Source organism: Mycobacterium sp. SMC-21, from assembly GCF_045310825.1.
In the GTDB taxonomy this organism is placed as follows: domain Bacteria; phylum Actinomycetota; class Actinomycetes; order Mycobacteriales; family Mycobacteriaceae; genus Mycobacterium.
Window position 1 is genome coordinate 1 of the sequence record NZ_JBJIAO010000020.1, and the last position, 22998, is coordinate 22998.

General features: G+C 69.3%; 20 protein-coding genes. 18 read left to right on the forward strand and 2 right to left on the reverse strand.

Annotated features, from left to right (window positions below):
- Positions 1-68 precede the first annotated feature (68 nt).
- Positions 69-431, reverse strand: a complete 363-nt coding sequence (locus tag ACJH6H_RS18715; protein WP_406775561.1) for a hypothetical protein — start codon at positions 429-431, stop codon at positions 69-71.
- Between the two features lie 888 nt (positions 432-1319).
- Here ACJH6H_RS18715 and ACJH6H_RS18720 point away from each other — a divergent pair.
- The 18 genes from ACJH6H_RS18720 (at position 1320) to ACJH6H_RS18805 (ending at position 22531) form a co-directional block, all read left to right on the forward strand.
- Positions 1320-3209: a phage tail sheath subtilisin-like domain-containing protein gene (locus ACJH6H_RS18720; protein ID WP_346414331.1), complete on the forward strand. Its 1890-nt coding sequence runs from the start codon at positions 1320-1322 to the stop codon at positions 3207-3209.
- Between the two features lies 1 nt (position 3210).
- Positions 3211-3714 carry a phage tail protein gene (locus ACJH6H_RS18725; RefSeq protein WP_346414330.1) on the forward strand — a complete coding sequence of 168 codons (504 nt, stop codon included), beginning with the start codon at positions 3211-3213 and terminating at the stop codon, positions 3712-3714.
- 4 nt (positions 3715-3718) lie between these two features.
- On the forward strand, positions 3719-4444 hold the full coding sequence (locus ACJH6H_RS18730; RefSeq protein ID WP_346414329.1) for a hypothetical protein: 726 nt from the start codon (positions 3719-3721) through the stop codon (positions 4442-4444).
- On the forward strand, positions 4441-5271 hold the full coding sequence (locus ACJH6H_RS18735; protein ID WP_346414328.1) for a hypothetical protein: 831 nt from the start codon (positions 4441-4443) through the stop codon (positions 5269-5271). The genes ACJH6H_RS18730 and ACJH6H_RS18735 overlap by 4 nt, the downstream gene beginning before the upstream one ends.
- Positions 5268-6458 carry a DUF4255 domain-containing protein gene (locus tag ACJH6H_RS18740; RefSeq protein WP_346414327.1) on the forward strand — a complete coding sequence of 397 codons (1191 nt, stop codon included), beginning with the start codon at positions 5268-5270 and terminating at the stop codon, positions 6456-6458. Before ACJH6H_RS18735 ends, ACJH6H_RS18740 begins: the two co-directional genes overlap by 4 nt.
- On the forward strand, positions 6455-8269 hold the full coding sequence (locus ACJH6H_RS18745; RefSeq protein WP_346414326.1) for an ATP-binding protein: 1815 nt from the start codon (positions 6455-6457) through the stop codon (positions 8267-8269). The genes ACJH6H_RS18740 and ACJH6H_RS18745 overlap by 4 nt, the downstream gene beginning before the upstream one ends.
- On the forward strand, positions 8266-8445 hold the full coding sequence (locus ACJH6H_RS18750) for a hypothetical protein (RefSeq protein WP_346414325.1): 180 nt from the start codon (positions 8266-8268) through the stop codon (positions 8443-8445). Before ACJH6H_RS18745 ends, ACJH6H_RS18750 begins: the two co-directional genes overlap by 4 nt.
- Entirely contained in the window at positions 8442-9077 is a 636-nt protein-coding gene (locus ACJH6H_RS18755; RefSeq protein ID WP_346414324.1) for a hypothetical protein, read from the forward strand. The genes ACJH6H_RS18750 and ACJH6H_RS18755 overlap by 4 nt, the downstream gene beginning before the upstream one ends.
- Positions 9074-9340, forward strand: a complete 267-nt coding sequence (locus ACJH6H_RS18760) for a hypothetical protein (protein WP_346414323.1) — start codon at positions 9074-9076, stop codon at positions 9338-9340. The genes ACJH6H_RS18755 and ACJH6H_RS18760 overlap by 4 nt, the downstream gene beginning before the upstream one ends.
- Positions 9333-10430 carry a hypothetical protein gene (locus ACJH6H_RS18765; RefSeq protein ID WP_346414322.1) on the forward strand — a complete coding sequence of 366 codons (1098 nt, stop codon included), beginning with the start codon at positions 9333-9335 and terminating at the stop codon, positions 10428-10430. The genes ACJH6H_RS18760 and ACJH6H_RS18765 overlap by 8 nt, the downstream gene beginning before the upstream one ends.
- Before the next feature lie 27 nt (positions 10431-10457).
- Positions 10458-10943 (forward strand): phage baseplate assembly protein V, encoded by a 486-nt coding sequence (locus ACJH6H_RS18770; RefSeq protein WP_346414321.1) that lies wholly within the window; start codon positions 10458-10460, stop codon positions 10941-10943.
- Positions 10944-10962: 19 nt separating this feature from the next.
- Positions 10963-11292, forward strand: a complete 330-nt coding sequence (locus ACJH6H_RS18775) for a hypothetical protein (protein WP_406775562.1) — start codon at positions 10963-10965, stop codon at positions 11290-11292.
- On the forward strand, positions 11289-11657 hold the full coding sequence (locus ACJH6H_RS18780) for a hypothetical protein (RefSeq protein ID WP_346414319.1): 369 nt from the start codon (positions 11289-11291) through the stop codon (positions 11655-11657). The genes ACJH6H_RS18775 and ACJH6H_RS18780 overlap by 4 nt, the downstream gene beginning before the upstream one ends.
- A complete protein-coding gene (locus ACJH6H_RS18785) occupies positions 11654-14185 on the forward strand; it encodes a hypothetical protein (RefSeq protein ID WP_346414318.1) in 2532 nt (843 codons plus the stop codon). The genes ACJH6H_RS18780 and ACJH6H_RS18785 overlap by 4 nt, the downstream gene beginning before the upstream one ends.
- A 1-nt stretch (position 14186) precedes the next feature.
- Complete coding sequence (locus ACJH6H_RS18790; protein ID WP_406775563.1) at positions 14187-16679, forward strand: hypothetical protein; 2493 nt, start codon at positions 14187-14189, stop codon at positions 16677-16679.
- On the forward strand, positions 16676-18784 hold the full coding sequence (locus tag ACJH6H_RS18795; RefSeq protein ID WP_406775564.1) for a hypothetical protein: 2109 nt from the start codon (positions 16676-16678) through the stop codon (positions 18782-18784). Before ACJH6H_RS18790 ends, ACJH6H_RS18795 begins: the two co-directional genes overlap by 4 nt.
- Before the next feature lies 1 nt (position 18785).
- Complete coding sequence (locus tag ACJH6H_RS18800; protein WP_406775565.1) at positions 18786-21434, forward strand: hypothetical protein; 2649 nt, start codon at positions 18786-18788, stop codon at positions 21432-21434.
- Between the two features lie 107 nt (positions 21435-21541).
- A complete protein-coding gene (locus ACJH6H_RS18805; protein WP_406775576.1) occupies positions 21542-22531 on the forward strand; it encodes an IS481 family transposase in 990 nt (329 codons plus the stop codon).
- Here the strand turns inward: ACJH6H_RS18805 and ACJH6H_RS18810 are convergent.
- Complete coding sequence (locus ACJH6H_RS18810; protein WP_406775566.1) at positions 22528-22974, reverse strand: hypothetical protein; 447 nt, start codon at positions 22972-22974, stop codon at positions 22528-22530. The two genes, ACJH6H_RS18805 and ACJH6H_RS18810, sit on opposite strands and share 4 nt — an antisense overlap.
- Between the last annotated feature and the right edge of the window lie 24 nt (positions 22975-22998).

Below are 22998 nucleotides of genomic sequence, written 5' to 3' on the forward strand. Positions count from 1 at the left end.
GCCATCGTGGTGGATCATCTCGCTTCCCCCGCCAACCTTGCGGGATTCAGCGTGTCCAACACACGGGGTCAAGTCCCCAGGAAGCTCGCGACGCCGAAGAACGTCCAGTTGGACCGCAGACCCGACGCGCGGCCGAAGGCGGCTCGGACATGATCGGTCAGCGGCGACGCCAGACCGAGCTGCCGACTCACCACGACGCCGGGGCTCGCGCTGTCGGCGAACCCGGTGAGATAGCTGAAGCCGATGATCGCCAGCGGGATGACCGTGGTGAACAACTGCACCGACACCACGGTGCCCAGCGTGCCGCCGTCGATCTCGGTGAAGCGGTTCACGACGGCGACAATGGGCCGCAGCTGACGCAGCTCGGCCAGCTGCCGGTAGCGGTCTTCGACGCGCTGCCGCATTGCGGGCGAATCTGCGCCGTCGCTCATCACCCCTCCTATGGACCTGCGCATTGTGCCCGTTCAACGGCCGCCTCCGCGCAGAAACGGCATTCCAGCAGCAAAAATTCCAGAATCCCCCCGCCGGAATGCCGTTTCACCAACAGATAAGCGCCGGAATTTGTGCACCAAAATGCGCATCTGGCAAAAATCCCATTTATGAAATTCGCCGTCCAAAGCCGCTCCGCACAATCATTTATACAGACCCGATAATATGGCCCTATATCCGACGCCGATTCTCGGCGACCACCGTGAGGCAATTGGACCGTCGACACACTTGTGACGACTAAGGCACGCCGACCCTTGAATCGTCCAACCCATCAAAGATAGAGTGTTCTAGGATGCGTCATTCTGCACGGTCGCAGGGGTCTGGTTCCTAGTTGTTCTTGACCCGGGGTTCGAATCCCGACGTATTCCTATCAGGTCGAGGCCTCGCCACCAGCACGGTGGCGAGGCCTCGGCATTTCCGTAGCGGTTGCATAGCACCCCAACGGGTCTAGCGCTCCTTCGCCCCCATCCGTCGAGGCCGTCACCGCGCCGCACTAGTCGTTGTCAAGGCTCATCGCCAACATTGCAATAACGTCGATCCACGACGCTGCTGCCGCTACAATTTGCCGGCTGTCTTGACGCGCCATTGCCGCCTCATCAGAGGCCCCAAATTTGATTTCAAGATCAAATACCGAACCCAGCGCCGCGGGAATCAATTCCGACCCGCAGCGGGGCAAGTCGCACTCTATTTCTAGCCGTCCTATAGTTTCTTCGTAAATGCGCAATCAATTGCGATCAGAATGGTTTTCACCGCGCCATCACGTCTTTACCATTATCGGTATTCACCATGGATCGAATGTCCATGTCATCACTCCGCGATGGAGGCAGCAGATGCCCGTCCAAACTACGTATCCCGGGGTCTACATCGTCGAACAGATGTCGAGCTCGCATGTGATCTCGGGGGTGTCAACCTCGGTGACCGCATTCGTCGGGGCCGCCCGAAAGGGACCGGCGGATACCCCGACCGCCATCGGCAGCTTCGCCGACTTCGTACGAACATTCGGCGACTCCATCGACGCCACAGACCATCCGATGGGGCACGCGGTTTCGCAGTTCTTCGCCAATGGCGGCAGCCAGGCGGTCGTCGTACGCGCACTCGCATCCGATGCGCTACCTGCGTCCCGCGCATTGGCCGCAGCCAACGGGGTCCAAGTCACCCTCACCGCGAAGAGCCGGGGCGCATGGGCGAACGGGACCGGCTCGGGCGCCGCCCAGACCGGCATCTTTGTCCAAGTCACGGCCGCAAGTGTCAACCCCAATGACCGGTTCAACCTCACGATCAGTAATTGGGCGCCCGGCGTCGGGGCCGCCTCGCTGCTCGCCCGCGAGACCTGGAGCGAGCTGTCGATGTCGCCAAGCCATCCGCGCTTCGTCACCACCGCCCTGGCCGGCAGCGCGCTTGTCTCCGCGGAGGTCTCTGGCGCCGAAACCACCGCGTCCGCAGGACATTCCACGAGCAAGAACGATCTCTCGGCAGGCGTCGTGGGCCTGGCCCAGCGAACACTCCGCGTGTCCATCAACCAGGGTGCGCCACAGGATCTCGTGCTCTTCCCGACCGGCACCGCGACCGATTCCCACAACACCACCGACCTCGTCGGGTTCATCAACGCCGCAGGCCTGCCCCTGACGGCGTCCGACGACGGCGGAAAACTCGTGCTCACCAGCAACACCAACGGGGCGGACAGTGCCGTGGTCGTCGGACTGAGCGGCGCTCAGGACGCCAGCAGCCGGCTGACGATGGGCGTCGCGGCCGGCGGGACCGAAGTCTCCGGCAGTGCCGCCGACCGTCCCGCGGTCGCCGCGGCCGCCGGGCTCGCCAACGGCAGCGACGGCTCCAACGTCGACGCCAATTCCATCGTCTCGGCCACCGAAGGCGAGGGCATGCTGGCCCTCGACACCCTCAACTTTCCACGGTTCAACCTGCTGTGCCTACCCGGAGTGACGACCGTCAACGTCGACGCCGTCAGCACCGCGCTGGCCTACTGCCAGACCCAGTACGCATTCCTGCTCGTCGACCCCGACCCGAGCGTCACTGCGGCCAATGCGGTGAGCACTGCGGGACTGTTCGCCGCCGCAGGGCAGTACGGCGCACTGTACTGGCCGCGGCTGATCACCGCGGCCTCGACGCCCGCGGGGCTGCCACCCTCGGGTGCACTCGCCGGAATCATGGCGCGCACCGACAGCCAACGCGGGGTGTGGAAAGCACCTGCCGGTCTGGCCGCCGGGGTCGCGGGCGCGATCTCGACCGCCCATCCAACCAGCGACAAGACCTCTGGTGATCTGAACCCGTTCGGCGTCAACGTATTACGAAGTTTCCCCGGGGCCGGCCTGGTCGTCTGGGGCTCACGAACGCTCGCCGGCTCGGACCTCCGCGGTGACCCATTCAAATACGTGCCGATCCGCCGCCTCACGAATTACATCGAAGCCAGCCTTTATCTCGGCACCCAATTCGCGGTATTCGAGCCCAACGACCCGGTGCTCTGGGGCCAGTTGCGGCTCGCTGTCGGGGCGTTCATGCGTGGCCTGTTCAGGCAGGGCGCCTTCCAACAGTCCGAGTCCCAGGCCGAATCCGACAGCTACTTCGTCACGTGCGACGGCACCGTCAACCCCCAGCCAGAGATCGACGCCGGCCGCGTGAATGTCGTCGTCGGTTTCGCCCCCCTGAAACCCGCCGAGTTCGTCGTCGTCACCATCACCCAGATCATCAACACCGGAGACTGACATGGCCGAATTCACTGTCAACCCGAAGCGACACGACCCCTACAAGACGCACATGTTCCGGGTGAAATGGGACGGCGTGTACGTCGCCGGGCTGTCCAAGATGTCAGCACTCACGCGGGCGACGGCACCGGTCTCCCACCGGGTCGGCGGTGACCCTTCGCACGACCGGCGCAGCCCTGGCCTGACCACGTACTCGTCGGTCACCCTCGAACGCGGCGTGACCCATGACCCCGCATTCGAAGCCTGGGCCAACAAGGTGAGCAGCATCACCGCACCTGGCATCTCTTTGCCGGACTTCCGCAAGGACATCACTGTCGACGTCTTCAACGAAGCGGGCCAACAGGTCATCAGCTACCACCTGTTCCGCTGCTGGGTGTCCGAATACACCGCCCTGCCCGCGATGGATGCGGCTACCGCCGCCACCGCAATCCAATCGATCAAACTCGAGACCGAAGGCTGGGAGCGCGATACGTCGGTAACGGAGCCCAAAGAGCTGAGCGTGTGATCCCGTGAGCAGCGGCGCCGGTTACACAGACACCGCGCCGGCCGCAGACATCACGCTGCCGGCCGGCCACGGCGGCTTCCCACTATCGCGGTTGAAACTGTTGCGAGACTTGGATGTTGCCGACGGAGAACTCGTGCAGGCACTGGCGATACTCAGTGCCTGCGGCGTCGACGATTCCCCGGCACTCCCGTTGGGCATCGTCGACCGACTGCTACTGCAGGCCCACCGTGCGGTCCTCGGCACCGATCTCGAACTCGTCGTCTCCTGCGCGGACTGCGGAGTGCTCAACGAGCTGCCACTGGGGCCGTCCGATGTGCCCGACTATGCACCGAGATCGGGATGGTGCGGCCCCGGCGCCGGTGTCCGGGAGCCCGCCGCAACCGACCTCGTCGGCCTACCGACCGACCCCGACGCCGCCAGCCGGATCCTGGTGGAGCGGTGCGCGGTGGGTCCCGCCGAGGAGCCTCGTGACAGCGCGGCACTCGATTGGGCTGAACAATCACTGTGCGGCGCGGTCGAGTTCTCGTGTATCGAATGCGGCACGCGGATAACGGAATTCGTCGATGTGCAGTGCCTGGTGACCTTCGCAGTAGCAGCCGCGGCAGCCGAGGCCGACGTCGAGGTGCACCTGCTGGCTTCGCAGTACGGCTGGGACTTGGCCAGCATCGAAGCACTTCCCGAAGCACGGCGCAGACGGCTGGCAGCACTGGCCCGCAGCGAGGGCCGATGACCGTCACGTCCGGTGAAACCCGAAGTGCCGCCGTGCGGGGGCTGATCGCCCGCGCACAGCGTCCACCAGTTCGCCCGGGATCCGACGCGGCGGCCCAACAGCCGCCGGTCGCGCCCGTCGCCGAGCAGGTCACCGCGCCGACTGCCATCAACTCGCCGGCCGACCACACTGTCCCGCCGCCGCGGCCGCCCGCCATACCGCGCCCCACCGAGCCGCCCACGGCACCACCAGCGGCACCGCCCCCGGCCGCCGACGCCGGTCGACACGACCGGTCTTCGCCCGCAGCGCGACAATCCCCGCTACCACCGACCCTCAGCCCACCCCAGCCACCGCTGCTACCACCGCCGTCGCAGCCTGCGGCAACCACCCTTCGAGTAATTCGCGCGCACGATGCCCCACCCCGCGTCGCGCCCCACAGGCCGACGCCCTCGGATCGACCGGCATCGCTGCCCGCCGCAGCACCACCGCCCATCCGCGCCGACACGCCACCGGCGCCGACCGACATTCCTGCCGCTACGCACTTCACCCGCCGCAGCATCCGCGGCCCCGTCGCCCCCGAGGCCCCGCCTGAGCCGATCGCCGCCACGCGCGCCCACGCGTCCACCGACGCAGCATCCCTGTCCACGGCCGCTCAGCCCGAACAGCCGCAGCGCATACCCGATGCCCCCACCACGGGGCCGTCGACCGCCCCGGACGTATCGCCGCCTGTGTCGATTGGCGAGATCCACGTTCACGTCACCGCGCCGTCCGATTCCGCAGCCGACCCGATGACTCTCCTGGAGCCCTACGCCAACGGCCTGACTGCACGACGGGCGGTGCCGCTATGAGCGTACTGCCGGCCCCCGGAGCAGTGCTCTCCGGAGTGGACCTGGTCCTACAAGCCATCACTCGGGACGCCATTCCGAGCGCGGTCGCGGTCACCGCTGGGCCCCTCGACCGACCCGTTGGCGGACCACGGCTGAACTGGTTTCTCTACCGCATCGCGCCAGCAGCGTCGCACCTCAACATGGAGCCGCCCCAGACCGGATGGACCACCCGGCGCGGACGTCCCCCGCTGGCCCTGACGCTGCACTATCTACTGTCCGCGGATCCCGGCGAGATGAGGCCGGCCGGCAATGAGATCGAAGCGGTCCACGACGCGCTCACCGCGGTCATGCAGGTTTTGCACGAGAACCCGATCCTGGGCCCGGACACCGTGATCACCACCCCGCCGAACCACACCGTCGGCGACACCGCCGCTGCGCTGCGCAACCTCATCGAACCACTGCGGATCACGCTGGACCCGGTTCCGTTGGAGACCGTCACCGGACTGTGGGCCAGTGGTCTCAAATCGCTGCGGGTGTCGGTGGCCTACGAGGTGAGCTTGCTGCTGGTTCCGTCGCCGGTGCCTTTCACCCCCGGTCCACCGGTGCGCGAACCCGTCGTCGCGGTCAGCCCCTCCGTGGGTCCCCACGTCAGCGCCGTCGTGCCGCCGATCACCGGCTACACGCACCCGGTGCTGATCGTGGTCCGCGGTCTCGGCGATCAGGTCCTGGTACAGCTGTCGCGCAGTGCCGGCGATCCCGACGATCCGACCGACGGCCGCCCCAACCCGGCGACCACGCACAGCACCGGACCGTGGCGGCTCACCGCCGTGCCATCGGCGGCCGGCCTCTCGGTGACCCTGCCCAACAACCAACTCGTCCCAGGTATGCGCGTCCTCACCGTCACCAACCTGGCGTCGGGGCTGCCGGCGGGGACCGCAGCCGCCGCATTGACCGTTGCACCGGCCGTGATCAGTGCCGCCGCACCCTTGCACGCCGGCCAACCCGCCACCCTCCAGGTGGCTCACGTGCTGCCGACCGGAACCGTGAACTTCCTCGGCATGTCGGTGCCGTACACACCCGCAGGCGCAGCCACTGTCACTGCAACCGTGCCGGCCGGTGTCGGCGACTACGCCGGGCAGAGCATCGGCGTGTCCGTCACCTCCGGCACCGTGACCGGTCCCCCGACCGACTTGGCGGTGGCGCCATGACGACGGCCCGCGTGGCCCAGGACGGCGCCGACGCACCGGAGGCGTACCCGACGGCACTGTTGCACTACCGGGCACTGTTCCAGGACGCCCTCACCGGACTCGCCGCAGACGCGAACCGGGGCGACCGCCGTGGGTGGTGCCCCGCGCCGGAGCGGGTCGCGGACGAATCCGATGTCCTCGGCGCCCTGTGCACCTCGGCGATCGAAGAGGCGCTGGTCGCCGCCGCCTGGTGGTCCGTCGCCGACCCCGGTCTGGCCACTGCCTTCGGACACCTGCACGACGACGCCGGCCGACGCTACCCGAGCCTGGCGATCCTGCGGCTGTTGCTGGTGCATCACGGCCTGCGGATCCCGCTCGCGCTGCCCACCGATTCGGGCATCGTGGCCGCCGGGGTACTGCGCCCGGTACCCGACGCCGAATCACCGATCAGGCTGACCGCAACGGCGGCGCTGGCCCTGGACGGGTACCGGCCTGCCGTCCAACCTGTCGAGCCGGTGACCCCCCGGCTTCGGAATCCCGTCGCGCGCGCCGCCGCGCTGCTACAAGCGGGACACCGGGTCTGCGTCCGCTGCGGTGACAGCGAAGACGGCGCCGTTGTGGCCACCGCTGTGGCCGCCGCCACCGGCCGGCACGTCGAGTTCGTCGACACCGCACCGGCAGCGGAGCGGCCGGTGGCCGAGACCGAACTCCTGGCGCGGCTCGGCCATGTGCTGGCGGTCGGCGCCGGCAGCCACCCCGCGACCGCGCTGCGGCTCGCGGACGCGGGCGCCGCCGTCTCCCCCGGCTGGCAGACCGTCGACGTAGCACCCATCGACAACGACGGTGTGCACCGCGCGTGGCGACGCGTACTCGGGCACTGCGGGCTGGACACGTCGGCGGCCGGCGAACTCGCGGCCCGTATGCGCCTGCCCGAAGCCACCATCGATTCCCTTCACCACAGCGCCCGCGCAGCGGCCGAGGTGGCCGGGCGACACGTCACCATCGCCGACCTGCACAACGCCGTACGGGCACACCCGCAACACCGCATCGAAGGGCTGGCACGCCTCCTGCCGCCGTCGGTACGGCTGCGCGATCTCGTGTTCACCGACGAGACCCGGACCGGCCTGCACGACATCCTGGCGCACGCCCGGCACAGCGCTGCCGTCACCAGCGCGTGGCCCGGCGGAGCCGTCCGCGGCCGCGCGGTCATCGGCCTGTTCCACGGGCCGTCCGGCACCGGGAAGACGGCCGCCGCCGAAGCCCTCGCCGCTGAACTCGATCGCGACCTGTGGATCGTCGACCTGGCTCGCGTGGTCAGCAAATGGCTCGGCGAGACCTCCCACAACATCGACCGGTTGCTCACCGAATCGGCGCGCGGTGGCGCCGTCCTGCTGTTCGACGAAGCCGAAGGGGTGTTCGGCCGCCGCGGTGAGATCACCGACGCCCGCGACCGCTACGCCAACCTCGAAATCGATCACCTCCTGCAGCGCGTCGAACTCCACGACGGCCTGGTGCTGCTCGCGACGAACCGACCCGCCGCGCTCGACGACGGATTTCAGCGCCGTATCCGCGTCTCCGTGCGCTTCGACCTACCCGACGTCCAGGCCCGCCTGGAGATCTGGAAGACGTTGTTGCCCGCGCCGACCTGTGCCGACGACGTCGACCTGAGCGCCGTCGCCGACGCCGAACTGTCCGGAGCCTGCATCCGCGCCGCCGCACTCGCAGCCCTGGTCTTCGCGGCCGACGACGCGACGCCCGTCACCAATGCGCATCTCCTGCACGCCATCCGACACGAGATGGCCAAGAACGGCCGCACCTGGAGGCAACGATGACCCATCTGGACCGCCTCGACGTCTCCGTGGACAGCACGCCCGATCCCGGGTTGCTCCGGCCCACGATGGAAGCCGCCCTGTCCGGCCGCGCGCTGCCGCACGGTCCTGAGGCGACCATCGCGTCCAGCGTCGCCGCCGCGGTGCGCGCCGCGACCAGAGCGGAGTCCCGCCCGTGATGCGGGGCATGCTCATCTCGTTCTCCGACCCTGACATCGGGCTGGTGCCCACCTTCGTGCCGTTCCAATACAACCCGGCAGAGGTGACGCGCGTGCTCACCGTAAGTGGCGGTGCTCAGGGCGGGCCGGCGCTGCGAGTCGCCCAGGCGCCGGTCGAGAAATACACCATGAAGATCGAACTCGACGGTATCGACGCGGTGGACAAGCCGATCACAGGGGCGATGGGACTACAGCCCCTGCTGGCGACGCTGGAAGCGATGATGGAGCCGGCCGGGGCCGCCGGCGTCCTCGGTGCGCTGGTCGGCGCGGTCAGCGGCGCGGTGAGCTCGCTGACCGGAGGAGGCGCGTCCGCGGCACCGATCCCGGCGCCGTCGCTACCGCTGGTGGTGCTCGCCTGGAGCCCGGCCCGCATCGTGCCGGTGCGCATCGACAGCTTCAGCGCACACGAAACGGGCTTCAACTCACTGCTGTTGCCGGTGCAGGCCAACGTGGACCTCAGTCTGACCGTGCTGCGCCCCGCCGATCTGCCGAGCGACGTCAAGATGGCCAACTTCCTGGCCAACGCCTATCAAGCCGCACGCAGCGCCCTGGCCATCGCCGGCGTTGCCCAAGGCGTGGAGCTGATGCTGTGACCACCTCGCGCTACGCCGGCCAGGCGACCATCTCCGCACCCCAGGACGACGGCAGCACCCGTGCGCTCGGAGTTCCGCGGATCGCGCCCGCCCTGCCCGAAGCCCTGCGCTACACCGCACGCGCCGGCGACCGGCTGGACCTGCTGGCCGCAACCGTCCTGGGCGACAGCACCGGCTGGTGGCGCATCGCCGACACCAACCCCTGGCAGGACGCGCTCACCGACACCGAACCCGGCACGTCGATCGGCATGCCCAATGGCTGACACCAGCGTGAGCGTCACCGTCAACGGAGCGCCCATTCCCGACGCCGACCTGGCCCGGGTGCTATCGGTCGACGTGTCCGAAGCCATCGGCAGCCAAACCCAAGTGACCATCGTGGTCAGTGCCCTGGCCGACAGCACCAGCCATTGGACCAGCCCCCTCGACTCCCTGGTGGCACCGTTCGCCCCGTTCCAGATTTCGCTGAGCCGTGGCCCTGACTCGCTGGTCGTGCCCGCCCGTGCCACCACCGCCTCGTGGAACCTCTCCGCGGGCGGCTCCTCCACCCTGACCATCGCCGGCCTGGATTCCAGTGCCGACCTGGACCGAGAAGACCACGACCACGACTGGGGCGGAGTCAGTGACGCCGACATCGCCCGCACCCTGCTCGGCCCCGTCGCGACCCCACAGGTCGGCACCACCCCCGCACCCGACGGCACCGACCGATTCACGCCACACCAGCGTGGGACCGATTGGTCCTACCTCAAGGCACTGGCCGCCCGGAACGACTTCGATGTCTACCTCGAACAGCGCGACGGTCAACTCGTCGGCGTCTTCGACCACATCGATCCGCTGGCGACGCCGGCCACCACTCTCAACCTCGGTTACGGCGAACACGGCGGCACCGCCAACGTGTCGGTACAACTCGTCGCCGGGCAGAAGGTCAAATTCACCCACGGCGTCGACGGCTCGGGCAGCCAGCAGATCGCCGACAACGACGGCACCGGCAACGCGATGGGCACCCAATCGCTGGGCGGGGCGGTGACGGTGCTGCGCGACCCGGCCGATCTGGCGGGCACCCAACCGCCCGACGTTGCCGCGCGCGTCCTGGCCGAGCACAGCGCGTTCGCCGCGTCCCTGTCGGTGTCCCTGTCGACGCCCAACATGCCGCTGGTGCGGGCTCGGCGCACCGTGCAGGTTCGGGGTCTCGGTGACCTCGTGTCGGGTCCGTGGCTGGTCAAGTCCGTGCGCCACACCGTCACACCCGGCGGGCACACCCAAAACGTGTCGCTGACGCGCAACGCGCTCGGCGACCCGACGGCGTCAACTGGCGGCGGCCTGGGTGCTGCCCTGTCCGCGGCGGTGTCATTGTGATCGCCTCGGCCGGGAAGACGGTTCGACATGAGTGACCGCTATCTCGGGAAGTTCGCCGGGGTCGTCCTGGACAACGACGACCCCGCGGGAATCGGCCGCCTCAATGTCCAGGTGCCCGATGTGCTTTCGGGCTCCACCGGCTGGTGCTTGCCCGCGCTGCCGTACGCCGGGGACGGTGTCGGCCTGGCGATGGTGCCGCCGGTCGGGGCCCCGGTATGGGTCGAATGGCCGGCCGGGGACCTGGGAAAGCCTCCCGTGTGGTCCGGTGCGTACTGGACCAACGGCAACGGCGTCGCGGGCGCGGGCCCGGGCACCATCGTGCTCGTCACGCCTGGTGGCCACCGGGTCGAAGTGTCCGACGACAGCACCTCGATCACCCTGTCCGCGTCCGGCGGAGCCAGTCTGACGCTCGACGACAACGGCATCACCCTCGACAACGGGCAGGGTGCCACCCTGACGCTGCAGGGCAGCATCATCAGCCTCAACGGCGAATCCTTCAAGGTGACACAGTGACGCGCCCGGGAGCCCGCCGATGAGCGCGCCGCTGCTGACCACCAACGCGACCATCACCTGCCCGCACGGCGGACAGGGCACCATCGTGCCCTCACAGATCGCCGTCACCGCCGGCGCCGAGGTGTGCACCGAAGCCGACACAGTGCTCATCACCGGCTGCCCCTTCACGGTCGGTTCCAACCCCAGTCCCTGTCTCTCGGTGAGCTGGAGCAGCACCTCGACCGCATGCACCGCCGGCGGCACCGCCGTACTCACCACCGCCAGCGTCGGCATGTGCATGAACGGAGCCAATGCCCCGCAGGGGCCCGTCGTCCTCGCGCCCGCCCAGACCGCAGCGACAGGAACATGATGATCACGCGCGCGCCGTGGCGCATCGTCGGACGCCGGCTGGTCCCGGCCGACTATCTGCAGCACCTGGACGACCTCGTCCGCGCCGTCGTGCTGACCGGCCCGAACGAGCGTCTGCATCACCCCGGCTTCGGCGCGGGCCTGGGCGCCTCGGCCCTGTTCGAACCACTGTCGCTGAGCCTCGAACCCACCGTCATCGCCCGCGTTCGCGGCAGTCTGATGGACGCTCTCGGCGACCGCATCCAGGTCCAGGACGTACAGGTCGACATCAATGACAGCACCCTGGCCGCACACATCACCTACCGGCCGCTGCCCGCCGGTGAACCGCGGACGGTGACCGCCGAACTCCCCAAGGTCGGGCCATGACGACGCCCGCCCCCGACCAGTACACACTGCCCCAGCAGCCCACTGCCACGGCAGTGGAACGCCCCAAGGAACTGTTCGACAGCGTCGACAACGTCGTCGGGCTGCGCGCCGGTACCGCGCGGCTCACCGCCGCCGGCCGGGTGATCGACGTGTGGCTCTACGGTGACCCGCCGGCCGCGTTGATCGACCCGGCCCTGTGGTCGTTGCGCCCGGCGCCGGGAGCACCTCGACCCGGCATCACCGCGGTCGCGACGGTTCCCGCGACGACCGATGCCGACGGCACCCCGATCCCGGCGCACCTGACCCTGTCGCTCGACACCGTGCGGCCCGGGCGCGGGGTGTACCAGCTGCGATTGGACCCCGCGGCAACCACAGCGCTCGGCGTGCCGGTCGACCCGCTGCGCGTGTACCTGCCCCTGGGTCTGCGCCCCGAATGCGGTGACCGCGGTGACTGCACCGAGGTACCGCCGCCACCGGCCAGAAACATCGCTCCCGATTACGACACCCTGGCTCGCGACTACCCCGCGTTGCGCGCGATGCTGATGGAACGCCTGACATTCGAAGATCCCACGGCCGATACCTCGGTGGCCGACTTCACGGTGACCCTCGTCGAGCTGTTTGCGCACCTCGGGGACCTCTTGCACTACCGGCTGGACCGTGTCGCCACCGAGATGTGGCTGGCTACGGCGCGCCGGCGCGCCAACGTGACGCGCCTGGCCCGCACTGTCGATTACCCGGTGTACCCGGCGATCAGCGCTGCCACCACGGTCCAGGTGGTCGTTGCCGACTCGGCCGGCAGCGATCCGCACGTCGACGTGCTCGCCGGCGACGTGGCCACCGACGCCGCAGCCGACGAGCCGGTCACCGCGGCAGCGACGTGCTTCACGCTGGAAACCCCGGCCAGGGTCTACCACAGCCACGCCGAGGTCGCGCTGTACGACTGGGCCGAAGACGACGCCGTGCTCTCCGCAGGCGCGACCAGCGCGGTACTTGTCCGGCCGGCGCAGTCCGCCGGCATACCGCTCGCCGACTGGCTGCCGGCCGGCGCGCTGCTCGGCTTCGAGGTCGTCGCCATCGACAACCTCCAAGCGCAGCGCGACTGGGCCCGCGCTGCCACGCCGACAGCAGCGCCGCAGTGGCCACGCCCGCCGCTGGCCAGCCGGCCCGCACAGGTCGTGCGCGTCACGTCGGCCGTCGCGTTCACCGATCCCCTGCGGCCGGCACTGCCGCTGGTGCGCGTCTTCTGGGACGGCGCCGAGGCGCTGCGCACGGCGGTGCCGGCCAGCGTCGAGATGCGCGGCGGCATGCGGGTCGGAGTCGCGCGACTCGGCCTCTTCAGCGCTCACCACGGTCTGCCGGTCGACGGCCCGGCCACGCTGGTGCCGGTCGACCGCCTCACCGGCCGGATCGCCGACCCGGCGACCGAGCAGGTCAGCGACTACCTCATGGTCAGCGCCGGGCCCGAAGCCTCGCCCGGGCTGTCCCACAGACCGGGGGGCCGGCCGTGGCTGCTCGAGGTCAGCGTGACGCTGCCCAACAAGATGACGGTGCCGGCCACCCGGGTGACCAGCCTGCTGCGTGCCCCCGCGGGAGGATTCTCGGTCGTCGTCGACGCGGACGACGAGCTGCCCGCCCGGCTCCGCTTCCGCACCGGCGCACTCGGGCTGACCCCGCCTTCGGGCAGCGTGGTGACAGCCCGCTACCAGGTCGGCGCGGGTCCGGCCGGCAATGCCGCTGCCAACGCCACCCATCGGCTGATCCGCAGCACCACCCCGGTCGGCGCACCGTGCGTCTGGCTCGACGTCGAAGACTCCACCACTGCCGTCGTGACGGCCCGCAACATCACCCCCGGCCGCGGTGGAGTCGCGGCGACGTCGCTGGACGACGTCCGCCGCGATGCCCCGCAGGCGTACGCGGTGGTCCCCCGCCGCGCTGTGCTGGTCAGCGACCTGCCCACATTCGCCATCGAGATACCCGGCATCGAACGAGCCACCGCCACCCGGTCGTGGTCAGGCTCCTGGCCGGTCGGCTCCGTCGCGTACGAGTCCCACGAAACCGATCTCGGTGATACCGCCGACCCGGTGGCGGCCGCCGCACTGGCATCGACCGTGCAGTCGACTCTCGACGGTGTGCGGATGTGTGGAACGGAAGTCATCACCACACCCGCTACCCCGGTCGGCATCCTGATCGCGTTGACGGTCTGCCTCTATCCCGGCAGCGACCCCGACTCCGCGCGGGCCGCGATCCTCGCCAGCCTCCGCCCCGGAACTCCCTCGGCCCCAGGACTTTTCGCTCCCGGAGCGCACTTGATGGGCGCCAGCGTGTACCTGTCGACCGTCACTGCCACCGTCGCCGCCCTGCCCCAGGTCGACGCCGTATCGGTGAACGAGGCGCGGCGCCTGACCGACCCATCTGGGACGGTCAGCACCGTGCTGGTGATGAGCCGCACCGAGGTGGCCGTCTGCGACGACGACATGAATCGCCCCGACCGAGGCCGCATCGTGCTGAGCATCGAGGGAGGCCGCTGACATGACCATGCCCACCCCGGAGTCCGTGGTCACCCCCGAACTGCTGCCCACCCCGCCCGATCCGCTGCCCGGCTTGTCCCGGCTGCGCCGCCGCCTCGGCGACCGGCTGGCGTTGCGCGACGACCTGCTGGCCCGACTGGCCGATATGCCGGACCCGAGCCGCCCTGCGGGCACGTTCGGCGACATTCTCGACGTCGCCGGCGACCGTACCCTGCTGCAGGTCGCCGGCCTGTGGGCCCGGGTCGCGGACTCGGTGTGCGCGTACGCCGAAATGACCGCAGGCGAGGCGTATCTGGGGACCGCCCAGGACTGGACGGACCTTCGCCGCGTCGTCGAACTGGTCGGCTACCGACCAGGCCAGCGCACAGCCGCCCACGGCTGGATCCGCACCGAGACGGCGCCGGGCGCCGCCCCACTGATGCCGGCCGGTACCCCGGTGCAGGCGCCGGGCACGTCGACGCACGCCGCGCAGATGTACGAGGTCGCCGCCGATACGCAGCTGCGCGCCGAATGGGCGCAACTGACCATCACCGGCGTGCCGGTACCCAGCGCCCCAGCGGGAAAGCAACTGCGGTTCCTCGCCGATCCCGGCTTCATCGCGTCCGACCGGGTGGTGTTCGTCAGCGAAGGCGGCGCGCCGGTGTTCCCCACTATTTGGGATCTGTGGCTGGCGTGGTGGCTGATGCTGAACGGCAGCAGCTATGTCGGGCTCACCGGCCAGGCCGTCCGCGGTCTGGCGCGGGTGACCAAACGTGCCGACGACCTCGGCGCGGTGCTGCTCACCTTCGACCGGCGCCTGGACAAGCTGCTGCCCCTGACCAGCGGGATCAGCTACGCCGCCTACCGCGTGCGCACTGAGCTGCGGCTGCCCACCCGGCTCGACAAGATCAGCTACGTCGACAGCTCCGGCGCCCCCAAGACCGCCGACGCGCCCTATCCCAGCGGCGAACCCACCGCGCCCTACAACCAGAACTGGATATTCGTCGACGACGCCCGCGAGGCCAGCGTCGGGCAGTACATCCTGCTGTACGCCGGCTCGTCGGGCCAGTGCCACGTCACGACCATCAAATCCATCACCGCCACCGACTGGCATGTCGCGCCCGGCACCATCCGGAGGGTCGCCAAGATCGAACTCGCCGATCCGCTGCCGAATGCCCTCGTCAAGTCCGGGCTTTCGGTGCTACTGACCGATTCCCGCCAGGTCGCCCAACACTACGAGCTGCCGCCGCTCGCAGGTACGACGTCCACCGCACGAATTCACCCGCGCCTGGATCAGTTGCCGGCACGGCTGGCGATCCAAACCACCGCCGCCGACGGAAGTACCGGCTGGGAACTGTCGGGATGCACGGCCAGCGCGTCCGACACTCCGTCAGACCCCGGTGGCCAGCTGATCAGCCTCGCCAACGCCCGCCACGGCAAAGCTGACCGCGGTAAGGGCAGTGGTCGGGCCACCGGCAACCTCGCTCCCATCCAGCACGGTGCCACCCACACGAGCCAGCTGACGCCGGTGGGCGCCACCGCGGTGATCAGCGGTCCGGTCACCGGCGACGTGAGCATCGACGGCACGGTGACCGACAGCCTGGTCGTCAGCGTCTCCGGTGAGCGCTTCGACGAGGTGCCGAGTTTGTATCGTCGCGGCCCGGGCGAGCCCGTCTACACCACCCGCCTGGCGGCCGACGGTCGGCTCGCGGTCACATTCGGCGACGGCGTCAACGGCGCTCTGCCCCGCGGGACCATCACCGCCCGCTGGCGAGTCGGCGGCGGGTTGTCGGGTGAACTCGACGGCACCGACATCACGACGCTGTCCACCAGCATCAATGGCGTGCGCAAGATCGCCGGCGTCGGGCCGACCAGCGGCGCCGCCGACCAGGAGGATCCGTTGCGGATGCGCCGGGCCGCCGCCGCGCGTATCCGTGCTCTGGACCGAGTTGTCGCGCTGCAGGATCTGGCCGATCTGTCGCTCACTGTCCCCGGCACCAGCCACAGCACCGCCTGGCGTGGCGCAGGCCCACCCGGCTGCCCATGCGGGCGTTCCGGCCTCCACGTCGCCGTGCTCCGCAGCGCCGCCACCGGCGTCCGGGCCCCGGTTCCCGCTGAGCTGCACTCGCTGAGCAGCTACCTCGACGCACGCCGCGACACGCGAGTTCCGCTGTGCGTCTGCGCGGCCCGTCCCAGTCCGATCACCGTGACCGCCAGCGTCGCCGTCGACCCCCGAAGGGACCCGGCCGCGGTCTGCGCCGCGGTCGGCGCGGCACTGCTCGACCCGGTCGGGCCACTGGCCCCGATGCCGCGCGACCTTGCCGTCCCGCTTGACGGCAGCGACGTCATCGAGGTGGCACAGCCCGTCACCGGCGTCATCGGCATCGCCGCACTGGAAATGACCGGCAGCGCCACCGCGGCAAGCTCGGGCGACCTGTCGCTGGGACGCCTGCCGGCCTTGCCCTACGAATTGCTGTACGTGGCCACCGCGCAACTCTCGGGGAGCTCGGCGTGACCGCCGGCGGCGGTGTGCCGTCCCGCCGCTTCCTGGCCATGCTGCCGCCGGCGCTGCTGGAATCACCGGACGGCGATCAACCTCCTGTGTCGCTGGCCTTGCTGGCAGCTCTCGAAGAGCAGTGGCTCGAGCTGGCCGCGGACGTCGATCGCGTCCTCGATGACACGTTCCCCGACAGCGCCGCCGACTGGGCACTGCCGTACCTCGGCCAGTTGCTCGGTCTGCCGCCCGACGCGGGGCGCACCGAGATCGGCTCGGCAACGGCGCTGCGGCGCCGCCGCGGGACGCCCGGCGCGCTGGAGGACTTCGCCGAGGTGGTGACCGGCTGGCCGACCCGGGTGACCGAAGGCTGGCAAACCACGTTGTGGTGCCAGCAGCTCAGCCACCCGGTGCGGCACACCGCGTCGATTTCGCTGCGCGCCGGCGAACACCTCCTGGTCGGCAGCGAGCTCGATCAGGCACGGCGCAGCGTCACCCCGGGCGGCTCCTTCCATCCGGCCGCCGCGACGGCAACGGTGTTCCCGTGGCAGGTCAGGCGATACGACGGTGTTCAGGTGTGTCCGTTGTCGGCACCGCGACGGTTCGCCCTGCACCCCCTCGGCATCCCCGCGCCGCTCTACTTGCGGCCCCAGCCACTGCTGATCGCCAGTGACGCCGAGGACGAGAACCCACCCGGTATGCCTCCCACGGCACGGCCTCCGCGCGCACCCGGCGAGCTGCCGCTGCGCGCGACGTGGCGCCTGATCGCAGCGTTGGGCCCCGACGCCATCACCTACGGCGCGGTATGGCGCCTAGCCGCGAACCACCCGTTGGCCGCGAACACGCCGGACGATCCACCGCTGCTGACCCTTACCGTCGACGGAACCCCACTGCCCTGGTCTTCGATCGGGCTGACCGGCCTACCCGACGCGGGAGCACCCACACCCGACCCGATGCAGGTGCTGGTCGACCCGGCGCGCGGCACCCTGTCGGTGGGATCCGGGTTGACCGGCACCATCCGAGCGACGTTCTACCGACCGCTCCCCGGCTCGATCGGCGCACTGGCGAGCACTGCCGAACCCGACGAGGGCGCCGGTACCGTCATCGTCGTCGACCCGAGCGGGACGCCGGCTGCGGGCGGTGAGGTCGTCGTGCCCGATCTGACCGCGGCCATGACCGCCGCGCTGGCGCTGCCCCAGCCCGTCGCGCGCCCGCCCGACGCGGCTGAGGCGCCGGATGTGGAAATCCGATTGGCGACCAACGACCGCATTGTCTCGCCCGGGATGGTCACCGGAAGCCCAGCAGCCACCCGCTGGCGCATCGTGGCTCCGGCCGGCCTCACGCCGGTGATCGTCGGCGACCTCGGATTCGGCCTTGACGGCGCGCAGATCGAGCTCGCCGGGTGCTACCTCGAGGGCAATCTGAACGTCGACGCCAACCTCGCCGGGCTCACGCTGACGTCGGTGACCATGAATGTCGCGGCGCGGCGCGTGCTGTCCGTCAGCCCCGACGCGTGGACCGTGCGGCTGCACGCCGGCCGGTCCCACCTCGGCGCCATCCGCGCGGACCTGTCCGCCTTCCCCATCAACCTCACCGACTGCACCATCGACGGGGCGGGTGTTCCGCTCTCGCCCTGCGGCACACCGGGCGCAGGTCCGGCCCCCACGCCGGCACTGGCCGCCGCGAACCGGTTCCCACCGCAGCTGCGGACCCGTGGCTGTACTTTCGCCGGTGTCGTCGCCGTCGACGTGATCGATGCCACCGACTGTCTGTTCATCGACGGCCTGCGGGCCGTCGTGACGGCAGCAGGTTGCCTGCGCTACTGCCACCTCGGCCCTCACGACCAGCCTCAGGCTCACCCCACCGCCCATCAATGCCTGGCGGGACCGCTGCCTCCGCTGGGGTCGTTCGGTGCCGAAGCGGCCGGATATCTCGCGCCGCTGGTGACCTCGCCGTCTCGACACCGGGCCGATCCGGTGTTCCTCGGCGCCAGCGACGGCGGAGAGATCGGCGCGTATCACCATGCCCGGCGTGGGCCGCTGGCCCTGCGGCTGGCACAGCGCCTGCCCGAGATGACTGTTCTGACGGTGCATCCACACCTGACCATCGCGTCCCCGGAGGAATAACGTGAGCGGCGACTACACCTCGGTGCCCCTGCGTCCCAACGGACCACAGTGGCTTGCGACGAAAATGCAGCAGGGCCGGGTACTCCTGGACGGCGACTGGAATCTCAACATCGACGCCGCCGAACGGGAACGCGCCGACCTGGCCGCCGCCGTCATCGGTGAAGCCGGTGTCGCCGAGGGCAGCACCGCCTTCGAGATCACATTCGACGCGGGCGGCGGCCTGCAGATCGGCACCGGGTCGATGTGGATCGGCGGGCTGCGCGCCGTGAACCCGGCACCCATCGCCTACACCGCGCAGGAAGCGATCCCCGCCCTGCCTCAAGCCGGCGTCGCGGCGGTGTATCTGGATGCCGTCGTGCAGGAACTGCAGCCTGCCGAGGATCCGGGCGAACTCGTCGACCCGGCGATGGACGGGGTCGACACGACGACGCGCACCAGGGTCGCGTGGCGGGTGCGCGTCACACCCTCACCCGCGTCCACGTGTGCCGGCGCAACAGCGGTGCTCCCGGCGGCGCTCAGCACCGGCCGCCTCGATGTCGTGCGCACCGCGCCCGCAGTGCCGGCCGATCCGTGTGCACCGCCCGACGATCCGCGCGGCAAATTGCCCGACGGTCTGTTGCGCGTCGAAGTGCTCGACTCGGGCTCAGAGTCCACGGCGCGCTTCGCATGGTCCTACGAGAACGGTTCGGCCGCCGTCTCTGCCGTTGTCGCGGGCACAACGGCGACGCTGATGCCGTCGCCGTCGATCACCTTTGTGCCCAATGATCTGGTCGAGGTCAGCACGCTGGTCAGGCGTCTGGACCGCAAAGACAACGGGCCGCTGTTCACCGCCGTCGCGGTCAACCCGGGCACCGCAGGGGACGTGGTGACGCTGTCGGCCCCCACCACTGTCGTCGGCGCCCCCTCGGGGTTGTGCCTGCGCAGGTGGGACGGCCAGGTTGTCGGCGCAGCCGGCCAGGTATCGGCCACATGGCACGGTGGCGACGTGGGCGTCGCGTTCACCGCCCGGCGGGGCCAGTATCTGGCCGGCGACTGGTGGGCGGCGCGGATCCGGGGCAGCGCTGCTGACGCAGTGGAAACGCTGACTGACGCGGCGCCCGATGGCACCGTGCACCACATCACGCCACTGGCGGTCGTCGATCTGTCGACCAAAACGGTGATCTCCGACTGCCGGCCGACCTTCAACCCGCTCACCGTCACCCAGGCGTGCACCTGCACGGTGACCGCCTTTCCTGGCGACGACCTGCAAGCCGCTGCCGACACGCTGCCCGATGACGGCGGTGAATTGTGCCTGGCCGCCGGCCGCTACGTGCTGGACGAGCCGGTGACCATCAGCGACAAACATCGCATCGTGGTGACGGGCGTCGGCCCTGCCACCGTTATCTCCATCCGCGGACACGAATCGGTGCTCCAGTTCATGGACTGCACGGACGTCACCGTCGAGCGCATCCGCGCCGAGGCCGGCACCGGCGCCAATACCGCCGGGCGGATCGGCGGGCCGCGATTATTCGGCACGTTGGCCTTCCTCGGGTGCACCGATGTCACCGTGCGCGACTGCGAACTGGTCTGTCCGGACAACGTGCGTCGGACCCAGTCCGCGATCTATACCGCCCCTTCGGACAAGCGGGACAATCGCCGGAACCATTTCACCGACAACCGACTGCATGTGGGCGACCAGCAGATCGGCATTCTCGTCGTCTCCAGCGACGAGACCACCGTCGACGGCAATGAGCTTCGGATCGCGCCCGCCCCCGACCGCCGCACCGACGTACTGCTCCCGCTGTTGGCCCGCGAACTCGGCCGGTACATCAGCGCGAAGGTCCAAATGCCGGCCGCGGAAGCCGAGCGGCCGCCCGCGGCCGCGGGTCCCGCGGGTGCCGACGTCCGAGCCGCTCGGATCGTTCGGCTGCCCAACGGAGCGAGCTTCTCGATGTCCGGCCCGCCGCAGCTCCATCACATCGCCGAGCAGTTCAGTACCCTGATCGGCGCGAAAGCCCTGAACAGGCTCACCCCGAGTCAGGGCCTGAACAAATTCGTCCGCCGGGCGATCCAGGCTCCCGACTCGTTGGCACTGTCGGTGGCCAACAGCCGGTTCTTCGCCGGCATCTCCCGACAGTCTCGGGCCATGGCCCAGGGCATCGTCGTGGCGGGTGCCACCGCTGACCTGGTGCGCGTCCATGACAATCTGGTCGCAGGCGCGATCGAGGGCATCCACATCGGACTCGGCTCCGCCGACGGCGGCACCATCAACGCCGGTGAGGTGACCATCAGCCGCAATGTCGTCCGATGCGTCATTCCGTTCTACTGGAACCGGTCCCGGCACGCGATCTACGTCGGCAGCGTCAACCGGCTCACCCTCCACGACAACAGCGCGTCACTGGTGCGGATCGGTGGCAGCACCGACGTCGCGCAGTTCGCCGCCACCCCGGTCGACGCGGTACGCATCTTCGGCCAGGTCGGTCCGTGGCTCAGTGTGCGGGGGCTCAGTCTCACCGGTGGCTTTCGCTGCGGTGTCCGGGTCACCGAGACGGGAGCCTCGACCGGCGGGACGCGGCTGCGCTACGTCAGTGACGTCCTCAATTCCGGTGGGATCGGACCGGCACTGCAGCCGTACCCTTTCCCGTACCAGCATGAGCGGTGCGTGCCCTAGTTGTACTGACCACGGACGTTAGGTACGGCGTGGCGTGGTGACATGAAGAAGACCTCCGAGTGAAGTGCGAGCTGTCTAGGAACGCACCAACTCTCTCGGAGGTCTTCGTGTCCCACCGTAATGCCCCGCTGTCAGAAACCGGTCGTCTGCGCCTGGCCCGTTGTGTGGTCGATGAAGGCTGGTCGCTACGCCGGGCTGCTGAGCGGTTCCAGGTCGCCGTCACGACCGCCCGGCGTTGGGCCTGCCGATATCGCGAACTGGGACCGGCCGGCATGGTTGACCGCAGCTCTCGACCCCACCGCAGCCCCAACCAGACACCGACCCGGACCGAACGCCGGATCATCAAGGTTCGGGTGACCCGTCGCTGGGGCCCAGCCCAAATCGGTTACCTGCTGGGCATTCACCCCTCGACTGTGCATCGGGTGCTGACCCGCTACGGCATCGCCCGACTGCGTTGGTTGGACCGCCCTACTGGCCGAGTCGTACGCCGCATCGAGTCCGCAGCAGCCGGCGATCTGGTTCATGTCGATGTCAAGAAGCTCGGCAAAATCCCTGCCGGAGGCGGCTGGCGGATGCTTGGCCGCACCAAAGGCGGCCACAACTCCAACCAAGACAAGAGCAGCGGCGTCTTCAACAAATCCCGACAACCGCTGCGCGGCTATCACTTTCTGCACACAGCCATAGACGGCCACTCTCGATTGGTCTACAGCGAGATACTCGCCGATGAACGCAAAGAGACCGCGGCCGCATTCTGGATCCGCGCCAACAATGGGTTCCACCAATGTGGGATCACGGTCCGAAACGTATTGACCGACAATGGCTCTTGCTATCGATCGCACGCCTTCCGCGATGCGCTCGGGGATAAAGTGCACCGCCGCACCAAGCCCTATCGACCCCAGACCAACGGCAAAGTAGAACGATTCCACCGCACCCTGGCCGACGAATGGGCCTACGCACGCCTCTACACCAACGACGCCGAGCGCTGCGCCGAATACCCACGCTGGCTCCACACCTACAATCACCACCGCGGCCACACCGCACTCGGAGGCCACCCACCCGCCAGCCGCGTGCCTAACCTCTCAGGTCAGTACACCTAGTCACCGTCGACGTTGTAGTCCTCCTGGTAGTTCTCGACCACGAGGCGCAGCTCTTCGCCGGTGCGCCGTTGCAGGCACGCCAACACCATGAGCAACGGGCATTCCTGTTCGCCGCCGCGGAAGACGATGATGGGCAGCCGGTAATAGACGTTGTCGGGATGGTCGAGATCGATGTCCCAGACCGCGTCGTCGACGTTAAGCAACAGCACCAGGCCGACGTGACGGGCCGCCGCGTCGGCGACAGGGCGCTGATCGAGCGTCATGATCGCGTCGGCTGACGGATAGCGCTGCAGCAGGAAGGCTTCCAGCCGGTCCAGCGACGGGACGTCCACGTCGAGTTCTTCGCCCACCATCGCGTAGAGCTCGTCGCGCACCTCCAGATCCATGGCCAGCCAGGTCTGGAATTCATCACGCGAATGCATGCGGAACGGCGCCAGGTTCACACCAACGATTGTCGCACCGCCCTG